Source organism: bacterium, from assembly GCA_026129405.1.
Lineage (GTDB): Bacteria > Desulfobacterota > Binatia > DP-6 > DP-6 > JAHCID01.
Genome location: JAHCID010000001.1, coordinates 80,860 through 100,317, shown reverse-complemented (window position 1 = coordinate 100,317; position 19,458 = coordinate 80,860). Strand labels below are relative to the sequence as shown.

Annotated in this window: 24 protein-coding genes and 1 pseudogene; 19 read left to right on the top strand and 6 right to left on the bottom strand. The window is 74.0% G+C overall.

The window, feature by feature from the left end:
- The first annotated feature begins 2 nt into the window (after nt 1-2).
- Genes KIT14_00470 through KIT14_00440 form a run of 7 tightly spaced genes read left to right on the top strand, consistent with a single transcriptional unit; the run spans nt 3 to nt 5,312 of the window.
- Nucleotides 3-1,991 (top strand): heme lyase CcmF/NrfE family subunit, encoded by a 1,989-nt coding sequence (locus KIT14_00470; GenBank protein ID MCW5889002.1) that lies wholly within the window; start codon nt 3-5, stop codon nt 1,989-1,991.
- Nucleotides 1,988-2,485, top strand: a complete 498-nt coding sequence (locus KIT14_00465) for a cytochrome c-type biogenesis protein CcmH (protein MCW5889001.1) — start codon at nt 1,988-1,990, stop codon at nt 2,483-2,485. The genes KIT14_00470 and KIT14_00465 overlap by 4 nt, the downstream gene beginning before the upstream one ends.
- Nucleotides 2,475-3,101 (top strand): methionine--tRNA ligase subunit beta, encoded by a 627-nt coding sequence (gene metG, locus KIT14_00460; protein ID MCW5889000.1) that lies wholly within the window; start codon nt 2,475-2,477, stop codon nt 3,099-3,101. Before KIT14_00465 ends, metG begins: the two co-directional genes overlap by 11 nt.
- A complete protein-coding gene (ccmA, locus tag KIT14_00455; GenBank protein MCW5888999.1) occupies nt 3,102-3,818 on the top strand; it encodes a heme ABC exporter ATP-binding protein CcmA in 717 nt (238 codons plus the stop codon). It begins immediately after the preceding gene.
- Nucleotides 3,815-4,483 (top strand): heme exporter protein CcmB, encoded by a 669-nt coding sequence (locus KIT14_00450; GenBank protein ID MCW5888998.1) that lies wholly within the window; start codon nt 3,815-3,817, stop codon nt 4,481-4,483. Before ccmA ends, KIT14_00450 begins: the two co-directional genes overlap by 4 nt.
- A complete protein-coding gene (ccsA, locus tag KIT14_00445; GenBank protein ID MCW5888997.1) occupies nt 4,483-5,178 on the top strand; it encodes a cytochrome c biogenesis protein CcsA in 696 nt (231 codons plus the stop codon). Before KIT14_00450 ends, ccsA begins: the two co-directional genes overlap by 1 nt.
- The gene (locus KIT14_00440) at nt 5,175-5,312 is read left to right on the top strand and encodes a CcmD family protein (GenBank protein ID MCW5888996.1); all 138 of its coding nucleotides are present in this window, start codon (nt 5,175-5,177) and stop codon (nt 5,310-5,312) included. Before ccsA ends, KIT14_00440 begins: the two co-directional genes overlap by 4 nt.
- A 3-nt stretch (nt 5,313-5,315) precedes the next feature.
- On the opposite strand, the pseudogene KIT14_00435 reads toward KIT14_00440, so the two are convergent.
- Nucleotides 5,316-5,468 (bottom strand): annotated as a pseudogene (locus KIT14_00435) (VapC toxin family PIN domain ribonuclease).
- Nucleotides 5,469-5,719: 251 nt separating this feature from the next.
- A complete protein-coding gene (locus tag KIT14_00430) occupies nt 5,720-6,130 on the bottom strand; it encodes a Uma2 family endonuclease (protein ID MCW5888995.1) in 411 nt (136 codons plus the stop codon).
- 177 nt (nt 6,131-6,307) lie between these two features.
- Here KIT14_00430 and KIT14_00425 point away from each other — a divergent pair, with 177 nt between their 5' ends.
- From KIT14_00425 to KIT14_00415, 3 genes are read left to right on the top strand one after another with little or no spacing between them, the layout of a single operon-like run.
- A complete protein-coding gene (locus KIT14_00425) occupies nt 6,308-7,048 on the top strand; it encodes a hypothetical protein (protein MCW5888994.1) in 741 nt (246 codons plus the stop codon).
- Nucleotides 6,985-7,197, top strand: coding sequence for a hypothetical protein (locus KIT14_00420; protein ID MCW5888993.1), 213 nt, complete (start codon nt 6,985-6,987; stop codon nt 7,195-7,197). The genes KIT14_00425 and KIT14_00420 overlap by 64 nt, the downstream gene beginning before the upstream one ends.
- A complete protein-coding gene (locus KIT14_00415) occupies nt 7,163-7,564 on the top strand; it encodes a PIN domain-containing protein (protein ID MCW5888992.1) in 402 nt (133 codons plus the stop codon). Before KIT14_00420 ends, KIT14_00415 begins: the two co-directional genes overlap by 35 nt.
- An 8-nt stretch (nt 7,565-7,572) precedes the next feature.
- Here the strand turns inward: KIT14_00415 and KIT14_00410 are convergent, their stop codons facing one another.
- Nucleotides 7,573-8,283, bottom strand: a complete 711-nt coding sequence (locus KIT14_00410; protein ID MCW5888991.1) for a glycosyltransferase family 2 protein — start codon at nt 8,281-8,283, stop codon at nt 7,573-7,575.
- 53 nt (nt 8,284-8,336) lie between these two features.
- The gene (locus KIT14_00405) at nt 8,337-9,278 is read right to left on the bottom strand and encodes a class I SAM-dependent methyltransferase (GenBank protein ID MCW5888990.1); all 942 of its coding nucleotides are present in this window, start codon (nt 9,276-9,278) and stop codon (nt 8,337-8,339) included.
- A 109-nt stretch (nt 9,279-9,387) separates the two neighbouring features.
- Here KIT14_00405 and KIT14_00400 point away from each other — a divergent pair, with 109 nt between their 5' ends.
- Complete coding sequence (locus KIT14_00400; protein ID MCW5888989.1) at nt 9,388-9,669, top strand: ribbon-helix-helix protein, CopG family; 282 nt, start codon at nt 9,388-9,390, stop codon at nt 9,667-9,669.
- On the top strand, nt 9,656-10,000 hold the full coding sequence (locus KIT14_00395; GenBank protein MCW5888988.1) for a type II toxin-antitoxin system PemK/MazF family toxin: 345 nt from the start codon (nt 9,656-9,658) through the stop codon (nt 9,998-10,000). Before KIT14_00400 ends, KIT14_00395 begins: the two co-directional genes overlap by 14 nt.
- Here KIT14_00395 and KIT14_00390 read toward each other — a convergent pair.
- On the bottom strand, nt 9,997-10,902 hold the full coding sequence (locus tag KIT14_00390; GenBank protein MCW5888987.1) for a GTP-binding protein: 906 nt from the start codon (nt 10,900-10,902) through the stop codon (nt 9,997-9,999). The two genes, KIT14_00395 and KIT14_00390, sit on opposite strands and share 4 nt — an antisense overlap.
- Before the next feature lie 100 nt (nt 10,903-11,002).
- On the opposite strand from KIT14_00390, the gene KIT14_00385 reads away from it, so the two are divergent.
- The 6 genes from KIT14_00385 to KIT14_00360 all read left to right on the top strand — a co-directional run bounded on the left by KIT14_00385 (nt 11,003) and on the right by KIT14_00360 (nt 17,870).
- Nucleotides 11,003-12,922: a tetratricopeptide repeat protein gene (locus KIT14_00385; GenBank protein ID MCW5888986.1), complete on the top strand. Its 1,920-nt coding sequence runs from the start codon at nt 11,003-11,005 to the stop codon at nt 12,920-12,922.
- A gap of 43 nt (nt 12,923-12,965) precedes the next feature.
- Entirely contained in the window at nt 12,966-14,768 is a 1,803-nt protein-coding gene (locus KIT14_00380) for an FAD-binding protein (GenBank protein MCW5888985.1), read from the top strand.
- Nucleotides 14,769-14,966: 198 nt separating this feature from the next.
- Nucleotides 14,967-15,869: an FAD-dependent oxidoreductase gene (locus KIT14_00375; protein MCW5888984.1), complete on the top strand. Its 903-nt coding sequence runs from the start codon at nt 14,967-14,969 to the stop codon at nt 15,867-15,869.
- Between the two features lie 90 nt (nt 15,870-15,959).
- Nucleotides 15,960-16,481 carry a sigma-70 family RNA polymerase sigma factor gene (locus tag KIT14_00370; protein MCW5888983.1) on the top strand — a complete coding sequence of 174 codons (522 nt, stop codon included), beginning with the start codon at nt 15,960-15,962 and terminating at the stop codon, nt 16,479-16,481.
- Nucleotides 16,456-17,178 (top strand): methylated-DNA--[protein]-cysteine S-methyltransferase, encoded by a 723-nt coding sequence (locus tag KIT14_00365; protein ID MCW5888982.1) that lies wholly within the window; start codon nt 16,456-16,458, stop codon nt 17,176-17,178. The genes KIT14_00370 and KIT14_00365 overlap by 26 nt, the downstream gene beginning before the upstream one ends.
- Complete coding sequence (locus KIT14_00360; GenBank protein MCW5888981.1) at nt 17,175-17,870, top strand: 2OG-Fe(II) oxygenase; 696 nt, start codon at nt 17,175-17,177, stop codon at nt 17,868-17,870. Before KIT14_00365 ends, KIT14_00360 begins: the two co-directional genes overlap by 4 nt.
- A gap of 3 nt (nt 17,871-17,873) precedes the next feature.
- Here KIT14_00360 and KIT14_00355 read toward each other — a convergent pair whose 3' ends face one another.
- Nucleotides 17,874-18,077 (bottom strand): hypothetical protein, encoded by a 204-nt coding sequence (locus KIT14_00355; protein ID MCW5888980.1) that lies wholly within the window; start codon nt 18,075-18,077, stop codon nt 17,874-17,876.
- Nucleotides 18,078-18,158: 81 nt separating this feature from the next.
- Here KIT14_00355 and KIT14_00350 point away from each other — a divergent pair, with 81 nt between their 5' ends.
- Entirely contained in the window at nt 18,159-19,457 is a 1,299-nt protein-coding gene (locus KIT14_00350) for an ABC1 kinase family protein (GenBank protein MCW5888979.1), read from the top strand.
- The last annotated feature ends 1 nt before the right edge of the window (nt 19,458 follow it).

Sequence of the window (19,458 nt, the reverse complement as noted above, 5' to 3'; positions counted from 1 at the left end):
CCATGGCCGAGATCGGTCGACTCGCAATCTCGCTGGCGCTCCTGTGCGCCGTCTTCTCGATCGGACTCTCGGTGATCGGCGCCCGTCGCCGCCGCGGCGATCTCGTGCGCTCGGGTGAGCACGCGGCTTACGCCACCTTCGGCCTGGTCGCGCTCGCCACGGTGCTCCTGCTGCGCGCGCTGCTGGCGCAGGACTACTCGCTGGAATACGTCGCCGCGTACTCGTCGAGCACGCTGCCGACGAACTACAAGATCGCGGCGCTGTGGGGCGGACAGAAGGGCTCGCTGCTCTTCTGGGCCTTCGTGCTGACGCTCTTCACCACCGTCGTCGAGGTCCAGAACCGGGCGCGCAACCGCGAGCTGATGCCGTGGGTCACCGCCACGCTGATGATCGTGACCGCCTTCTTCCTCGGCCTCGTCACCTTCATCACCGACCCGTTCGAGCGCCTGCCGGTGCCCGCCACCGAGGGCGCCGATCTGAACCCGCTGCTCCAGAACTACTGGATGATGATCCACCCGCCGTCGCTCTACACGGGCTACGTCAGCGCCTCGGTGCCGTTCGCGTTCGCGATGGCCGCGCTGATCACCGGGCGGCTGGGCGACCAGTGGATCCGCACCACGCGGCGGTGGGCGCTGTTCTCGTGGTTCTTCCTGACGCTCGGCAACCTCTTCGGCGCCATGTGGGCCTACGAGGTGCTCGGCTGGGGCGGCTACTGGGCGTGGGACCCGGTCGAGAACGCCGCCTTCATGCCCTGGCTCGTCTCCACCGCGTATCTCCACTCGGTGATGATCCAGGAGAAGAAGGACATGCTCCGCGTCTGGAACATGGTCCTCGTGCTCCTCACCTTCACGCTGACCATCTTCGGCACCTTCCTCACACGCAGCGGCGTGATCTCGTCGGTGCACTCGTTCACGCAGTCGGGGCTCGGGCCGTACTTCATCGGCTTCCTGCTCGTCATCCTGCTCGGCGTCGGCGCGCTGGTCGCCTATCGGCTGCCGGAGCTGCGCACCGCCGGCACCATCGAGTCGTTCCTGTCGCGCGAGGCGGCGTTCCTCTTCAACAACCTGATCCTCGTCGGCATCGCCTTCGCCGTCTTCTGGGGCACGGTCTTCCCGGTCGTGTCCGAGTGGGTGCGCGGCGTGAAGATCACGGTGGGGCCGCCGTTCTTCAACCGCGTCAACGCGCCGCTCGGCATCGCGCTGCTCTTCCTCATGGGCGTGGGGCCGGTGATCGCGTGGCGGCGCGCGACGGCGAAGAACCTGTGGAAGGCGTTCGCCGGTCCGGTCGGCGTCGCGCTGGCGACGGGCGTGCTCTTCCTCGCGACCGGCATGCCCTTCGGCGCCGCGTGGCTGACGTTCGTGCTCGGCGTCTTCGCCACCGGCACCGTCGTGCAGGAGTTCTGGCGCGGCATGCGCGCCCGCCAGGCGCTGCTGCACGAGAGCGCGCCGCGGGCGCTGTCGCGCGTCGTCGGCAAGAACCGCCGGCGCTACGGCGGCTACATCATCCACCTCGGCATCGTGGCGATCTTCTTCGGCATCGCCGGCTCGAGCGCCTTCCGGCTCGAGAAGCAGCAGACCCTCAATACCGGCGAGCAGATGTCGATCGGCCGCTACGTGCTGCGCTACGACGGCGTCCAGTCGAAGGAGGACGGGCACCTCTCGCAGCTCGCCGCCGTGGTGACGGTGCTGGTCGACGGCAAGCCGATCGACGTGCTGCACCCCGAGAAGCGCTTCTACAAGAAGCCCAAGCAGCCGACGACCGAGGTCGCGAACCGCTCGACGCTGCGCGAAGACCTCTACCTCGTCCTCGGCTCGTACGACGACGCGACCAAGCTGGTCACGCTGCTCGCCTACGTGAACCCGCTCGTGGTGTGGATCTGGATCGGCGGGCTCGTGATGGCGCTCGGCACCGCCGTCGCCGTGTGGCCGTCGGGCCGCGAGCGCGAGGTGCGGGTGCTGGCGCCGGGCGCGGTCGGGGCGTCCGCCGAGTGAACGCCCGCGCCGCGGCGCTCTGCGTGCTGCTCGCGACGACGGTGCCCGCGCTCGCCCCAGCGGCGGCGCTGGCGGTGTCGGAGCGTCCCACGCAGGCGGAGATGGAGGAGGCGCTCACCTGCCAGTGCGGGTGCGGGCTCACCGTCCACTCCTGCAATCACCTCAACTGCGGCTCCGGCGAGCCGATCAAGAAGGAGATCGCCGAGCGGCTGGCGCGCGGCGAGACCGGGCCGGCGATCCTCGCGGCCTTCGAGGCCCGCTTCGGCGAGAAGATCCTCTCGGCGCCCACCTTCCGCGGCTTCAACTGGCTCGCCTGGGTGACGCCGTTCCTCGTCGTCTTCGTCGCCGGCTCGATCCTCGCCGTGACGCTGCGCCGCCGCGCGCGCGCCGGCGCCCCGACGCCGGTGGCGCCGTCCGCGCCGCCGCCCGCGGGCGGCGATCCCGCCCTGCGCGATCGCCTCGCGCGCGAGCTGAAGGACCTCGATCGCGACTGATGGACGCCGCCTCCGCCGCCACCCTGGTCCTCGGCAGCCTCATGGTGCTGCTGGTCGCCTTCTACGTCGCCGCGCCGCTGTTCCGCGCGCCGGAGATCCTCCAGCCCGAGGCGCTGCCGGGCACGCGCGAGCGCTGGGAGAAGCAGAAGTCGTCGGCGCTCGCCGCCATCAAGGAGGTCGAGCTCGACTACCAGATGGGCAAGCTCTCCGACGAGGACCTCGCCACCATGCGCAACCGGTTCGAGCAGCAGGCGCTCGAAGCCATGGCGGCGCTCGACCGGGAGGAGAAGCGGTCGTGATCACCATCGAGCAGTTCCAGGAGGTCGCGCTGCGGGTCGGAACGATCCGCGCCGCCGAGCCGCACCCGAACGCGGATCGCCTCGTCGTCCTGCGCGTCGACCTCGGCAGCGAGGAGCGCCAGATCGTCGCCGGCATCCGCAAGCACTACGAGCCCGAGGCGCTCGTCGGCCGCCAGGTCGTCGTGGTCGCGAATCTGGCCCCGGCGACGCTGCGCGGGGTGGAGAGCCAGGGCATGCTCCTCGCGGCCTCGCACGACGGCCAGCTCACGCTCGTGCGTCCCGACGAGGAGATCGCGCCGGGCGCCACGGTCCGCTAGGTGGCCGCGCCCGCCGTCCGCGCCGCCGGGCTGCGCCGCACGTACGGCGCCACCGCGGTGCTGGCCGGCGTCGACCTCACCGTCGCACCCGGCGACGTCGTCGTCCTGCTCGGGCCGAACGGCGCCGGCAAGACCACGCTCCTGCGCACGCTCGCGACGCTGCTGCGTCCGACGGCGGGGACGCTCGAGCTCTTCGGCGTCGACGCGACCAGGCGGCCGATGGAGGCGAAGCGTCGCCTCGGCTGGGTCGGCCACGAGAGCGGCTGCTATGCGGACCTCACCGCGGCGGAGAACCTCGCGTTCCACGCCTCGGTCCACGGCCTCGTCGACGCTGGCGCCCGTATCGCGGAGCTGGTCGCCTGGGCGGGCCTCGAGGCGGCGATGCGCCGCCCGGTGCGCGTCTACTCGCGCGGCATGCAGCAGCGTCTCGCGCTGGCGCGCGCGCTGCTGCATCGCCCGTCGCTGCTGCTGCTCGACGAGCCCTACACCGGCCTCGACCCGCACGGCGCCGCCACGCTCGACGCGCTCCTCGCCGACTGCGCGCGCGACGGCACGGCGGTGGTGCTGAGCACGCACGACTCGGCGCGCATCGCCGCGCTGGCGACGCACGCCGTGCTGCTGGCGCGCGGCCGCATCGCCTGGAGCGGGCGCGCCCCGCTCGACGCGGCGACCATCGCCGACGCCTGGCACGCCGCCGGCGTGGGGCCGCGCGCGTGATCCGCGGCGCGCTCGCGGTCCTCGGGAAGGACCTCACCGTCGAGTGGCGGACGAAGGAGAGCCTCGCGAGCCTGTTCGTGCTCGGCGTGCTCCTCGTCGTCACCTTCGCCGTCGCGCACGACGCCCCGCCCGACGCCGCCCCGGCGCTCGCGCCCGCGGTGATCTGGGTGTCGTTCGTCTTCACCGGCATCCTCGGCATCCAGCGCGGCTTCGTGCTCGAGCGCGAGCACGACTGCCTCGCCGCGCTGCTGGCGTCGCCGATCGACCCCGCCGGCATCTACCTCGGCAAGCTGCTCGCGAACCTCGTCCTGTTGAGCGTCCTCCAGGCGATCGTCGTGCCGCTCACCGCGTTGCTGCTGCACGCCGACCTCCTCGCCGCCGTGCCGGGGCTGCTCGTCGTGCTGCTGCTCGGCAACCTCGGCTTCGCCGCGCCGGCGACGCTGTTCGCGGCGATCGCCGTGCGCGCACGGGCACGCGAGGTCATGCTGCCCGTCCTGCTGCTGCCCGTGCTGGTGCCGGTGCTGATCGGTGGCGTGAAGGCGACGCAGGCGGTGCTCGCCGGCGGTCTCGACGCGGCGCACGACGCACTCGCCGTGCTGCTGGCGTTCGACGTCGTCTTCACCACGGCTGGTATCCTTTTGTTCGAGCAGGTAGTCCGGGACTGATGCGCGCGGAATCGATCCTCGGGGCCCTCGCCGCGGCGGGCATGGTGGCGACGCTGTACCTCGCGCTGCTGGTCGCACCGACGGAAGCCTCGATGGGCGACGTGCAGCGCATCTTCTACCTGCACGTGCCGTCGGCCTGGGCGACGTTCGCGTGCTTCTTCACCGTCGCCGGCGCCAGCGCCTGGTACCTGTGGAAGCGCTCGCCGGGCGCCGACCGGCTGGCGCTCGCGTCGGCCGAGGTCGGCGTCCTCTTCTGTACGCTGGTCATGATCACCGGCCCGATCTGGGCGCGCCCGATCTGGGGCGTGTGGTGGACGTGGGACCCGCGCCTCACGATGACCGTCATCCTGTGGGCGATCTACGCCGGCTATCTCCTCCTGCGCGCCTTCGGCGGCGAGGACGAGGCGGTGGCGCGCTGGGCTGCGGTGCTCGGCATCGTCGGCGTGCTCGACATCCCGATCATCCGCGTCTCGGTTCGCCTGCTGCAGGGCATGCACCCCGCCGTCATCACCACGAAGGAAGGTACCTCGGGCCTCGTCGACCCGACCATGCGCCTGACCCTCTACGTCGGCGCGGTGTCGATGCTGCTCCTCGCCGCCTGGCTGGTCATGCTCCGCATGCGTACGGAGCGGCTGTCGAGCGAGCTCGGCGCGCTCCGCCGCCAGCTCGACCTGCGCGAAGGAAGTGCCGCGTGAAGAACTTCTGGTACCTGTTCGCGGGCTACGCGGTGGTGTTCGTCGGCATCGCGCTCTACGTCTTTCGCATCGGGCGGCGCACGGCGGAGCTGGAAGAGGAGCTCGACGAGCTGCGCGAGCGGCTCGGGCGGTAGCGGTCAGACCACCTCGACCGCGGCGGCGTAGCCGCGAACCGCGGCGAGGGCGCGGTCGCAGGTGAGGAGCGGGGCGCCGAGCGTCTCGGCCAGGGCGAGGTAGGCGGCGTCGTACGCCGTACGATCGTGCCGCAGCTCCCAGACGCGAGGGAGCAGGACGTCGTGAGGATAGCGCACGACGTCGAGGCTCAGGAAGTCGTCCAGGGCGTCGCGGGCCTGTCGTCGCCGCGGACGCCGCGCGCGATCTCGTCGAGGCGTGGCTGGCGCGTCCGATGGACGATCCCGCCGCGGCGACCGACGACCTCGTCACCGACGTCGCGATGGCGTTGGCATGGCGCGATGCGCTGATCGCGGTGCTGCGCGGGGAGGATCCGCCGGAAGATCGCGGGGCGTAGCGCGGCGCCCCGTCACCTCGGGGCGAGCTGGCGGAACAAGCCTTCGACGGCCGGCGCCAGCCCCGGAAGCTCCGGGTCCTCGGGCAGCCGCTCGCCGACCGCATGCCGCGTCTCGCCGCCGTGACGCAGGACGAGCACGTCGCGCGTGCTCGGCAGGACCAGCCACACGACGCCGACGCCGTGCGCGAAGTACCACCGCGCCTTCACGCACAGCGCCGCCTCGCCCTCCTCGCGACCCTCGACCTCGACCACGAGCAGCGGCGGGACGCGCACGTAGCGACGGTCGATCGGACCGGGGTCGCTGCGCCGCCACACCGCCCCTTTCGCACCGCGCGCCTCGCGGCCGAAGAGCATCCCGGCCTTGTCGCCGCCGACGAAGAACCCCGCGTGCTCGTCGCTGAAGACGCCGGCGGTTACGGGCACGCCGCTCACGTTCTCGTTGCTTTCGGATGCCACCTGCGCCACGCCGGTGGCGTCACAGGTCGTCGCGGTCGAAGCCACGACGCTACTCGAGCAGCTGGAGCTCGTGAAGGTGAAGGGCGGCCCGAAGAGCCCCGTTCCGGCGCGCATCGACCACGTACGCTCGCCAGCAGCAGCTCGCTGCGGACGCTCTATCTGCGTGTCACGGGGGCGGGCATCACGCCCGTCACCCAACGGCGTCCCGATGCCTCGTTTGGCGCCGGTGGCCTCGTGACCACCACCTTCCCGATCGGCGCCGCCGAAGGACGCTCCCTTGCGTTGCAGCCCGACGGGAGGATCGTGGTCGCAGGGTTCGCCGGTTTCACGGGGCCGGATTCAGACTTCGTCCTCGCGCATTGTCTCGGCGACCCTGCACCGGTGTGTGGGAACGGTACGGTCGAGTCTCCGGAGCAGTGCGACGACGGCAATACGGTCGACGGCGACTGTTGCTCGCCGACCTGCACGTTCGATTCCGCCGGCGCTGCCTGCGCGGCCGATGCCGACCCATGCTCGACCGATGCGTGCGACGGCGCGCGGGCCTGCATGCATCCTTCGGTTGCCGCGCTGAACTGCCGTGCACCCAGGCTCAGCGTCAAGGGCAAGGGCGGTGCATTGATGCTTCCCGCTCTTCCCCTCGCGGCTGACCCGAGGCTCGTCGTCCAACTGCGCAGCAGCATCGGTGGGTGTTGGGGGCTCGATTCTCCGCGGCGACGCGCAACGATGGGGCACGCTTCAAGGCCAAGTCGGATTGACGACCACGGAGGGGATCGCACGCGCGTATTGACCGCCGTATGTACCGCCGTTAGCCTCGAAGGCGTATGGCCGCCGGCGCCAAGCGCATCACCGCCAACCTCCCCGAGGACCTCCTCGCCGAGGCCATGAAGGTCACGCGCAAGGGCATTACCGAAACGCTCGTCGAGGGGCTCCGGCTGGTCCGCCAGGCGCGCGGCGCTGCGAAGGCGATGGCGCTGCGCGGGAAGATCCGCCTCGACGTCGATCTGGAGGCGTCGCGTGAGCGGCGTCGTCGTTGACACCTCGGTGTGGATCGACTTCTTCGCGGGCATTCCCGTGCCGGCGATGGAGGACGCGCTCGCGCACGGCGTCGTCGTGCTGCCGCCGATCGTGATCGCGGAGCTGCTGAGCGGGGCTCGTCGCCGGCAGGATCGGGTCGCGATCACCGAGGTGCTCTCGGATCTCGCGTTGCACGACACGCCGCGGGATCATTGGCTGCGGGTCGGCGATCTGCGTCGCAGCCTGCGGGCACGCGGCATCTCCGTGTCCACGCCCGACGCCCACGTCGCCCAGTGCGCGATCGATCGCGACGCGCTCCTGCTCTCGCGCGACGCGATCTTCGCGCGCATCGCTCCGCATGCCGGCTTGAAGCTCGCCGCCGGCTGACGCCCCCCTCACCCGCGAAACAGCCCCACGCGCCACACCCCCGTCCGCCACCCCACGAACTTCACCATCGTCCACAGGGTCTTCACCCCGTACACCGCCCCCACCCGGAACCCCACCGACGACGCCTCGGTGAAATACCGCGACGCCGCCGGCACCTCGGCGATGCGCTGCCCGAACGCCACCGCCTGCGCGATCACCTCGGTGTCGAAGACGAAGTCGTTCGAGTTGCGCAGGAACGGCACGCGACGCAGGAAGGCGGCGCTGTAGGCGCGGTAGCCGGTGTGCAGCTCGGCGAAGTGCGTCCCCATCGCCGCGTTCTCGCACGTCGTGAGGAACCAGTTGGCGACCCGCTTCCAGCGCGGCATGCCGCCCGCCGCGGCGCCGCCGGGCGCCAGCATGCGCGACCCCAGCACCATGTCGGCGTGGCCCTCGAGGATCGGGCGCACGAGGTCGCCGATCAGCTCGGGCGGGTACTGGCCGTCGGGGTGGAGCATGACGACGACGTCGGCGCCACAGCGGAGCGCCTCCATGTAGCAGGTCTTCTGGTTGCCGCCGTAGCCGACGTTGTGCGGGTGCGGGATCACCTTGATGCCGAGCGACGAGGCTACCGCGACGGTGTCGTCCTGGCTGTGGTCGTCGACGAGGATCACCTCGCGCACCATCTTCGGGATGCGGTCGTGCGTGTCGCGGACGGTGCGCGCGGCGTTGTAGGCCGGCATCACGACCACGATCTTCGGCGCGGGGCCGGTGGTCGCGGCTGTGTCGGAGCTGGTCATTCCCCCTCGGGCCGTGCCGACACTACCACCGTGCCGCCGCGCCCGACCATCGACTCCGCCACGGAGAGTGCCACGCCCACCGGTGCCAGGGCGGCGAGCAGGACGGCGTCGAGCGCGCGCGTGCCGCGGCTGGCCGTCGCCACGCCCTTCAGCACGTCGTAGGCGCGGTCGCGCGGGAAGCCGGCGGCGTTGAGCGTGCTCTGCGCGACCCCGAAGGGGTTCTGCTCGAGCGACCAGGTGCCGAGCACGCGGCCGGTGAAGCCCGCCCGGCAGAGCAGCGCCAGCAGCGACGGCGGATCGAAGGCCCACAAGTGGCGCGGCGGGTCGTGGTGGAACCAGTGCCGCCGGAACAGCCGCGCCTGCCAGCTCCCGGCGTTCGGCACTGCCATCAGCAGCGTGCCGCCGGGACGCAGCAGCGTGCGGATGCGCGCCAGCGCCGCGTCGGGCCGGCGCAGGTGCTCGAAGACGTGCCAGAGCGTTACGAGGTCGTACGTCGCGGCCGGAAGCGCGAGGTCGACGAGGTCGCCGACGTGCACCGGGATGCCCTCCGGCACGCGTGCGGCGCCGTCGGCGGTGCGCTCCGTCCCCTCGACGCGGAAGCCGCGCCGCGCCAGCGCGGCGAGGAAGCCGCCGTTGCCGCAGCCGACGTCGAGCACGCGTCCGCCGGGCGGCAGCAGCCGCGTCGCCTGGCGCGCGCGCCCCTCCTGGAACCAGGCGACGCCGCGCGCGATCGGGCCGACGAACTTGCGCGCCGAGGCGCCGTAGTAGTCGGCGGCGTAGGCGCGGGCGAGGACGGCGTCGTCGGGCGGTGGCCGCAGCGCGTGCACGCCGCAGCGCGCACAGCGCACCATCGATACGGCGGTGCCGCCCGGCAGCGTCCACGCGGCGAGCGGGCGCGGGTCGGGCGCGTCGCACCAGCAGCTCGGGACGTCGGCCATGGCGGGCGGGGGTCATAGCCGAGCGGCGCGGGCAGCGGCCAGTGGTGTCCATCTGTGGTGCACGTAGATGGTTGACTCCAGTGGTGCACCATCTTAGGATCCGATGAGCATGGCGGTCCGGAAGCGCAAGGCCGTGATCAGCGCGGAGGCCGGCGACCTCGACGCCGTGGAGGCGCTGGTGCGGCAAGGGCAGTATCGAACCGTATCCGAATTCGTGCGCGAGGCCGTCAGCGAAAAGCTCGCGCGGCACTGGCGTGAGCGGCTCGGCGAGCAGGTCGACCGCTACTGCACTGCCGGCACCGACGGGGCCGACGACGAGCTCCTCGAGTGGCAGGCGATCGCCGCGACGGACCGGACCGAGGCGAGGAAGCCATCGCGTGCGAAGAGGTGAGGTGTATTGGGGGAATCCCCCCACCCCGGGAAGCGAGCGCAAGCGACGCCCGTTCCTCGTCGTGTCCGACGATGCCTTCAACGCCAACGACCGGTGGACGAAGGTCGTGGTGGTGCACCTGACGAGCGCGGCGCGAGCCGGCGGTCCGTTCGACTGGGAGGTGGAGCTTCCCCGCGGTGCGGCCAACCTTCCCCTCGCCAGCGTGGTGAAGTGCGGCGAGCCCTACACCTTCTGGAAGCGGCAGCTCGTCGAGCACATGGGAACGCTCTCGGCCGACGACATGGTCCGCGTCGACGCCGCCCTGCGCACGGCGCTCGGGCTGCGCGCCTAAGCCATCACCGCCGCGCAGCGCGCCGCCAGCTCGGCCGCGTCCAGCGTGCGTCCGATGAACACGAGCGCGCTCTCCGCCGGCGCCGGCTCGGGCGCCGCGGGCTCCAGCTCGTACCGGCCCGCCACCGCGTTCACCTGCGTCCAGCCCCAGGGCCCGTCCGTGCGCACGAGGCCCTTCACGCGAAAGACGCTCGCCGGCAGGCGCAGCAGCAGCTCCTCGAGCGCGCCCTCCGCGACCGTCGCCGCCGTGCGGAAGGTCCACGTCGCCCACGACGACGCGTGCCGGTGCGCGTCGCCCTCGGCCGGCGCCGGCGCGGATGGGCCGGCGCCGAGGACTAGGTTCCACGGCATGCCCCCGGGCGGCCCGGGGACGAGGCGCGCCGACGGGTTCAGCGCGAGGACGCGCGCGGTGGCGGCGCGGCCGCCGTCGGGCGCGAGGTCGCCCTTGCTCAGGAGGACGAGGTCGGCGCGCTCGATCTGGAGCGTAGCCTCGGGGGCCTCGGCGAGCGCGCGCTCCAGGTTGACGGCGTCGACCACCGTGACGACCGCGTCGACGCGGTAGAAGTCGACGAGGCCCTCGCGCCCGAACGTCCAGGTGACGGGCAAGGGGTCGGCGAGGCCGGTGGTCTCGACGACGAGCTGGTCGAAGCCGCCGCGGGCACGCAGCGCGCGCAGGGTGCGATCCAGATCCTCGTTGACGGCGCAGCACAGGCAGCCGTTCTCGAGCTCGACGAAGGCGCTCGCCCCGGCGACGCGCGCGCCGTCGATGCCGACCTCGCCGAACTCGTTCACCACCACCGCGATGCGCCGGCCGTGCGGCGCGCGCAGGAGCGCGTTCAGCCGCGTGGTCTTGCCGCTGCCGAGGAAGCCGGTGAGGACGGTGACGGGGACGCGTGCCGACATCGGAGGGTGCCGGCCGACCGCTTAGCCGGCGCGCCCCGGGCTGGCAATGCGCGCCGCCTCTCGACAGCACCGGGTCCCGCGGGGCACCTTCGTGCGGCCCGTGCACCGCCCCGAGCCCGCCATCGTCGCCGTCCTCGTCGTGGCCACCGCCGCGGTCTACGCGCAGACGGCGGGTTTCCAGTTCGTCAACTACGACGATCCGCTCTACGTCACCGGCAACCCGATCGTCCGGCGCGGGCTGACGGCGGACGGCGTCGCGTGGGCGCTCACCACCGGCGCCGCGCAGAACTGGCACCCCGTCACGTGGCTCTCGCACATGCTCGACGTGACGCTCTTCGGCGTCCGTCCGGGCGCGCACCACCTCGTGAACGTCGCCTGGCACGTCGCGAACACGGTCCTGTGCTTCGCCGTCTTCCGCGCCCTGACGGGAGCCGTGTGGCCGAGCGCCTTCGTCGCGGCGGTGCTGGCGCTGCACCCGGCGCACGTCGAGTCGGTGGCCTGGATCTCCGAGCGCAAGGACGTCGTCAGCACGTTCTGCTTCCTCCTGGTCGTGGGCGCGTACGCGCGCTGGGTGCGCAAGCGCTCGATCGCCAGCTACCTCGTGGTCGCGCTCGCGCTCGCCGTCGGCCTCATGGCGAAGCCGATGCTCGTGACCGCGCCGTGCGTGCTGCTCCTGCTCGACGTCTGGCCGCTGCGCCGCGTGGCGCTCGACGGCGACGGCCTGCGCCGTCTGCCCGGGCTCGTCTGGGAGAAGCTGCCGCTGCTCGCGCTGGCGGCGGCGTCGGCGGTGATGACGTTCCTCGCGCAGCGCGCGGGCGGGGCGGTGGCCGAGGTGTCGCTGCTGCCGATGGCGACGCGGCTCGCGAACGCGACCGTCGCCTACGCGCGCTACCTCGCGACCTTCGTCTGGCCGGCCGACCTCGGCCTCATCTATCCGCTCGTGATCCCGGTTCCCGTGGCGCAGGTCGTGGGGGCGGCGGCCCTGCTCGCCGCGATCACCGGGCTCGTCGTGTGGCAGGCGCGGCGGCGCCCCTGGCTGCTCGTCGGCTGGCTGTGGTTCGTCGGCACGCTCGTGCCGGTGATCGGCATCGTCCAGGTCGGCGAGCAGGCGATGGCCGACCGCTACACCTATCTGCCGTTCTTCGGGCTCGCGATCCTGGTGGCGTTCGGCGCCGCGGAGCTGGGGCGGGCGCGGCCGGCGCTCGCGGTCGCGGGCGGCGTGGTCGTCGTCGCCTGGGCCGTCCTGACGGCGCGCCAGGCGGCGTACTGGCAGCGCAGCGAGACGATCCTCGCGCGCACGCTCGCCGTCACCAGCGACAACTACCACGCATACTACGGCATGGCCGAGGCGCTGGTCGCCGACGGCCGGCCGCTCGAGGCGATGCCGCATCTGCGCGAGGCGGTGCGCATCTGGCCGGAGTATGCCGACGCGCATCTCCTGCTGGCGCAGCTCGCGTCGCAGGCGGGCGAGTCCGAGCTGGCGATCGCGAGCTGGGAGGCCGCGCTCACGACGCGGCCGGGAAACGCGGGTGCCGAGGTGGCGCTCGGCACCGAGCTGGCGGGGCAGCAACGCTTCGCCGAGGCGGCGCCGCACCTCGCCCGCGCCGTCGAGCTCGACCCCGAAGCGCCGTCGGCGCGCTTCAACCTGGCGCTCGTGCTGCTGGCGCAGGGCGAGGCGCCCCGCGGCGTCGCGCAGCTGCGGGCGGCGCTGCGGCTGCGGCCCGGCTGGCCGCCGGCGACGAACCGTCTCGCCTGGGTGCTCGCCACCAGCGCCGATGCCGCCGTCCGCCGCCCCGACGAGGCCGTCCAGCTCGCCGAGGGGCTCGCCCGGGAGACGCCCACGGCCGACGCGCTCGACACGCTCGCCGCCGCCTACGCCGCGGCCGGGCGGTTCCCCGAAGCGATCCGAACCGCCGAGGCGGCGCTCGCCGCCGCGCGCGACGCCGGCGAGCCCGAGGTCGCCGAGGTCGTCGAGACGCGGCTCGCACGCTACCGCCGCGGCGAGCCGTTCACCGAGTGACGCGCCTTTTCGCGCCCGGCGCGATGTGCTGAAACCACGGGCGATGCGCGTCGTCGTGTGCGTGAAGCACGTCCCGATCATGTCCCAGCTCCGCTTCGACCCGGAGACGAAGCGGCTCGTGCGCGACGGCGTCCGCGGCGAGGCGAGCGCCTTCGACGTACGCGCGCTCGTCGCGGCGGTCGCGCTGCGCGCGAAGCACGGCGGCGAGGTGGTCGCGCTGACGATGGGCCCGCCGGCGGCGCGGGAGTCGTTGGAGCACTGCCTCGCGCTCGGCGCCGACCGCGGCGTCCACGTCGGCGACCCGGCGCTCGCGGGCTCGGACACGCTGGCGACGGCGCGCGCGCTCGCGGCGGCGATCCGCGCCGAGGCGCCCGATCTCGTGCTGGTCGGCCGCTCGAGCGTCGACGCCGAGACCGGTCAGGTGGGGCCCGAGACGGCGGAGCTGCTCGGCTGGGCGCAGGCCACCGTCGTGCGTCGCCTCGAGCTCGATCCGGTCGCGCGCACCTTCGAGGCCGAGCGCGAGACCGACGACGGCTTCGAGCTCGTCACCGGCGCGCTGCCGGTGCTGATCTCCGTCGCCGAGGACATCGCCGAGGAGCGCTTCCCCAACAAGGTGGAGCGCCAGGCCGCGGCCGAGAAGCCGATCGCCGGGCGCAGCCTCGCCGACCTCGGGCTGGCGCCGAACCAGGTCGGCGCCGAGGGCTCACCGACGTGGGTGGCGCAGCTGGAAGAGGTGGCGGTGACGCGCGCCGGCGATATCCTCGAGGGGGGCGACGTCGCCGAGCTGGCGGCGCGGCTGCGCGAGCGGCTGCACGCGCTCGGCGCCCTCACGCCCGCGCCGCCGCGCGAGCCGTTGCCCGCGCGCACGCCGGGCAACGCGCCGCCGGTGTGGGTCGTGGTAGAGAGCCATGCGGTCGCGGTGCGGCCGGTCACGTTCGAGCTGCTCACCAAGGCCGCGCTGCTCGCCACGGCGCTCGGCGCTCCGGTCGAGGCGGTCGTGATCGGCCCGGGCGCGGCCCACGCCGCCGCGCTCGCCGCCGCGGGCGCCGATCGCATCTTGGTCGCCGACCACGAGGCCCTCGACCCGTACACCACCGACGCACACGCCGAGATCCTCGCGACCGCGATCCGCACGCGCCGCCCGCGGCTCGTGCTGCTCGGCTCGACGGTGCGCGGCCGCGACCTCGCACCGCGGGTGGCGGCGCGGCTCGGGCTCGGGCTCACCGGCGACGCCATCGACCTCGAGCTCGATCCCGAGGGCAACGTGCGCGCCATGAAGCCGGCGTTCGGCGGCACCGTCGTGGCGCCGATCCTGTCGCGCACGATCCCCGACATGGCGACGGTGCGTCCCGGCCTGCTGCACGCGGCGGGGCCCGATCCGTCGCGGCGCGCCGAGATCGTGCGGCTCGACGCCGGCACGCCGGCGTCGCGCGTCCGCGTCGCCGCGTCGACGCCGCTGCCGGCGGGCACGGACGCCGATCTCGACGAGGCGCCGATCGTGCTCGGCGTCGGCAAGGGCGTCGGCGGACCGACGGCGCTGCCGGCGATCTGCGCGCTGGCCGCGCGCATCGGCGGTGCGGTCGCCGCGACGCGCGAGGTCACCGACGCCGGCTGGCTGCCGCGCCAGCTCCAGATCGGGCTCACCGGCCGCGCCGTCGCGCCGCGCCTCTACGTCGGGCTCGGCGTCGGCGGCACGCTCGAGCACATGGTCGGGCTGCGTCGTGCCGGCACCATCGTCGGCGTCAACAAGAGCCCGAAGGCGCCCATTCGCAAGGCGGCCGACGTGACCGTCGTCGCCGACGTGCTCGAGCTGCTGCCCCACCTCGAGAGCGCGCTGCGGCCGTGACCCTGCCCGCGGCGCCCGACGTGCTCGTCGTCGGCGGCGGCGTGATCGGCTGCGCCGTCGCGCACGCCCTGGCGGGGCAGGGGGCGTCGGTGCTGCTCGCCGAGCGCGGCGCGATCGGCAGCGAGGCGTCCGGCGCCGCCGCGGGCGTGCTCGCGGCGGCGAGCGGCGACGACGACGGGCCGCGTCTCGCCCTGCGCCGTGCCAGCCGCGCGCGCCTCGACGCGCTGGCGGCGTCGCTCGAGGCGGACACCGGCATCGACGTCGCGTTCCGCGTCTGCGGCGTCCTCCAGCTGGCGTGCGCGGCGCTCGAAGCGACGGCGCTGCGCGCGATGGCGTCGCGCCAGGCCGCCGCCGGCTTCGCGGCCGAGTGGCTCGATCGCCGCGGCGCTGCGCGCCGCGGAGCCGCGGGTGACGCCCGCCGCGCTCGGCGCCGCCCGCTTCGCCGGCGACGCCACGGTGCACAGCGGCCGCCTGGTCGCGGCGCTCGCAGCCGCGGCCTGGAAGCGGGGGGCGGTGCTCGTCCCCGGCGGCGAGGTGCACGCGGCGGTGCGGGCGGGCGACCGTGTCGCGCGGGTACGCATCACCGACACCTGGGTCGCGCCCGGGACGGTGGTGCTGGCCGCCGGCGCGTGGACGCCGCGCATCGCCGGTCTCGCACCCGACGTCGGCGTCGTGCCGGTGCCGGGGCAGATGCTCGCGCTGGCGATGCCGCCCGCGGCGCTGCGCCACGTCGTCATGCACGCCGACGGCTGCCTCACGCCGCAGCCGCCCGACGAGGCGTGGTGCGGCGGCACCGTCGAGCCGCAGGGCTTCGCGCGCGCGGTCACCGCCACCGGCGTCGCGACGCTGCTCGCCGACCTCGCGCGGATCGTACCCGAGGCGGCGGGCTGGCCGATCCGGCGGCTGTGGGCCGGCATCCGGCCCTGCGCGCCCGCGGGTGGACCGCTCGTCGGCCGCGAGCCGTCGCTGGAGAACCTGATCGTGGCGAGCGGGCACTACCGCAACGGCATCCTCCTCGCCCCGATCGCGGCCGAGACCGTCGCCGCGCTGGTCGCCGGGACGCCGCCGCCGCCCGAAGCGATCCCGTTTCTGCCGGCCTGATCCCCGTTCCACCCCTCCGGACGCCGGCGGACGTACATCCGACCGATCATGCGAGCCACCGAACCGGCGGCAGACGAGGAGCGCGCCCTCATGCAACGGATCGCGGGCGGCGACGCCGGCGCCTTCGCCGCCCTGGCGGAGCGCTACACGCCCCGGCTGCACGTCGTGGCCCGGCGTCTGCTCCCCACCGCGGCCGACGCCGAGGACGCCGTGCAGCTGGCGCTGGTGCGCTGCTGGACCGCGGCGGGCTCGTACCGGCCCGAATGGGCGGTGTCGACGTGGCTGTACCGCATCCTCGCCAACGTCTGCATCGACGAGCTGCGCCGCGCCGCGCGTACGGCGCGGACCGCCGCCGCGCTCCCGGCGGGTGGCGTCGCGGCGGCGGCCGACGCCGGCGCGCTCGACGTCGATCGGGCGCTCGCCCGCGTGCCGCGCGAGGCGCGCGTGCTGCTCGCCCTGCGCTACGTCGACGGGCTGTCGCACGCCGAGCTCGCGCGGGTGCGCGGCATCTCCGTCAATACCGTGAAGAGCCAGCTCGCGCGCGGGAAGCGCATCCTGCACGCGGCGCTCGGCGAGGAGGACCGTCATGCATCCGTCCGACGCCGTGGATGATCTGCTGCGGGCGCACTTCGCGCCCACGACCCCGCCGCCCGATCTCGCCCGGCGCGCGCTCGCCCGCCTGCGCGACGAGCGCGCCGCCGTCGATCGCCTGCTGGGCGAGGTCGCGGTGACGGCGAGCGCGGCGGGCGTGACCGCCGTGCAGCCGGGCGTCCAGGTCACGCCCGTCGATCGCGCCGCGCGCCGCCACGTCGAGCGGGCGCGCGACGAGCTGGCCGCCTACCTCGCGGGGACGCGGAGCTGGTTCTCGGTGCCCGTCGACCTGTCGGCGGTGGCGCCGTTCCAGCGCCGCGTGCTCGACGCGGCGGCGGCGATCCCGTTCGGCGAGACGCGGCCCTACGCCTGGATCGCGGCGTGCGCGGGGGCGCCGCGGGCGGTGCGTGCCGTCGGCACGGCGCTCGGCCGCAACCCGGTGCCGCTCCTCGTCCCCTGTCACCGCGTCCTGCGCAGCGACGGCGGGCTCGGCGGCTACTCGCTCGGCGCCGGGCCGTCGCTCAAGGCCGCGCTGCTCGCGCTCGAGCGGCGCACACCGGCGCTCGAGGGCTGCACCACGACGCGGATCGTCTGCCGCGTCGGCTGTCCCGACCTGGCGCGCGTGCGCGGCGACCGGCGGGTGACGTTCGCGAGCGTCGCCGACGCGGGCGAGGTCGGCTACCGGCCGTGCCGCGCCTGCCGGCCGAGCGACGCATGAGCGCCGCCGACGCCGTCGCGCGCCGGGTCGCGCGGATCGATCCGGCGGCGCTGGCGCGCGATCTGGCGGTCCAGGGCTGGGCGCTGACGCCGCCGCTGCTGGCCGCCGCGGAGTGCGACGCGCTCGTGCGCACGTGGAACGACGACGCGCGCTTCCGCCGCACGGTCGACATGGCCCGCTTCCGCTTCGGCGAGGGCACGTATCGCTACTTCGCGGCGCCGCTGCCGCCGCTCGTCGCCGCGCTGCGCGCCGGGCTGTATCCGCTCCTGGCGCGCGCCTGCGGCGACGCCGACCTGCCGCCGACGCTGGACCGCTTCCTCGCCCGCTGCGCGGCGGCGGGGCAGCGCCGGCCGACGCCGCTCCTGCTGCGCTACGCCGCCGGCGGCTACAACTGTCTCCATCAGGACCGCTACGGCGAGGTCGCCTTCCCGCTCCAGGCGACGATCCTCCTGTCGCGTCCCGGCGCGGACTTCAGCGGCGGCGAGTTCCTGCTCGTCGAGCAGCGGCCGCGCGCCCAGTCGATCGCGCGCGTGGTGCCGCTCGGACGCGGGCAGGCCGTGGTCTTCCCGAACCAGCACCGCCCGGTGCAGGGCACCCGCGGCACGTACCGCGTGAGCGTGCGGCACGGCGTCGGCGAGGTGCGCAGCGGCGTGCGCTTCGCGCTCGGCGTCATCTTCCACGACGCCGCATGACGCTCAGGCCGGCGGGTCGGTGTCGGGGTCGACGACCGTACGCAGCGCCACGTCGAGCAGGCGCAGCCGCGTCCCGTCCGCGCCGGCGATCTCGCAGATGCGCCCCGCGCGCGCGACGACGGTGAAGATGCCGGGGCGCTGGAGCGTGATCACCCGTGCGCCCACGCGGATGGCGTCGGCGTCGCTCGGGTCCCCGATGGCGTCCATCCGGGGGGCTCGATAGCCGCTCGGCCCGCGCGCCCGCAAGCCGGCGTTGCGTCCGGACGGCCGTGCCCACAGACTGCGCCGATGATCTCGGGACGCCCGCGACGCTTCGCCGCCCAGGCCGCGCTCGTGGCGCGCGTGTACGCCGGCTACAAGGGCGTCCAGCTGCGCTACCGGCTCGGCGTCGGCGAGCCCGACGAAGCCCTGCACCGCCATCATCAGTGGAGCGCCGAGGCGGCGTACGACCTCGCCATCCGCCTCCAGGGTTTGCCGATCAAGGTCTGTCAGTTCCTCGGCTCGCGCGCCGACATCCTGCCCGACCAGTTCGTCACCGTCCTCTCGCGGCTCCAGGACCGCGTACCGCCGCGGCCGCTGGCGCGCCTGCGGCCGCACCTCGAGGCCGCTCTCGGCCGCTCGGTCGACACGGCGTTCGCGCGCTTCGACGAGCGACCGCTGGCCTCGGCGTCGCTGGCCCAGGTGCACCGCGCGCGCCTGCACGACGGCCGCGAGGTCGCGGTGAAGATCCAGTACCCCGAGATCGCCGACGTGGTGCGCGACGACATCGGCAACTTCGCGCTCCTCGTCGGCCTCCTCGCGCGCCTCGAGCCGCGCTTCGACTTCCGCGTGCTGGTCGACGAGGTGACGAAGCTCGTGCCGCTGGAGCTCGACTTCCTGCACGAGGCCGAGAACGCCGAGCGCATGGCCGCATGCCTCGCCGGTCGCGACGACGTCATGGTGCCGCGGGTGGTGCGCGAGCTGTCGTCGCGGCGCGTCCTCGTCACCGAGTTCGCCGCGGGCGTCCGTTGCACCGACCTCGCCGCGCTGGAGCGCATGGGCGTCGACCCGAGGGACGTCGCGCGGCGGCTCTCCGAGCTGTTCGCCGAGATGATCCTCACCCACGGCTTCTTCCACGGCGATCCGCATCCGGGGAACATCCTCGTCCAGCCGGGGCCGCGCCTCGTGCTGCTCGACTTCGGCCTCGCCAAGTCGCTGCCGCCGGACTTCCGCGAGGGCATCCTGCGGCTGACGTTCGCGATCGTGTCCGGCGACGCGGCGGCGATCGCGGCGGCCTTCCGCGGCCTCGGCTTCCGCACCCGCGACGAGTCCGACGAGAGCCTCGCCGTGCTGGGCGAGGCGTTCCTCGGCTTCGCGCTGCGCAACGGGCGCGCCTACGCCGACGCGGAGATCGTCGCCAAGTTCAACGACGAGGTGCCGGACGCGCTGAAGCGCAATCCGCTGGTGCAGATCCCCGGCGACATCCTCCTCGTGGGCCGGGTGATGGGCATCCTCTCGGGCGTCGGCAAGCAGCTCGGGTCGGAGGTCGATCCGGCCTCGGTGCTGCTGCCCCACCTGGCCGGGATTCCGCCGGCCGGCTCCGCCTGAG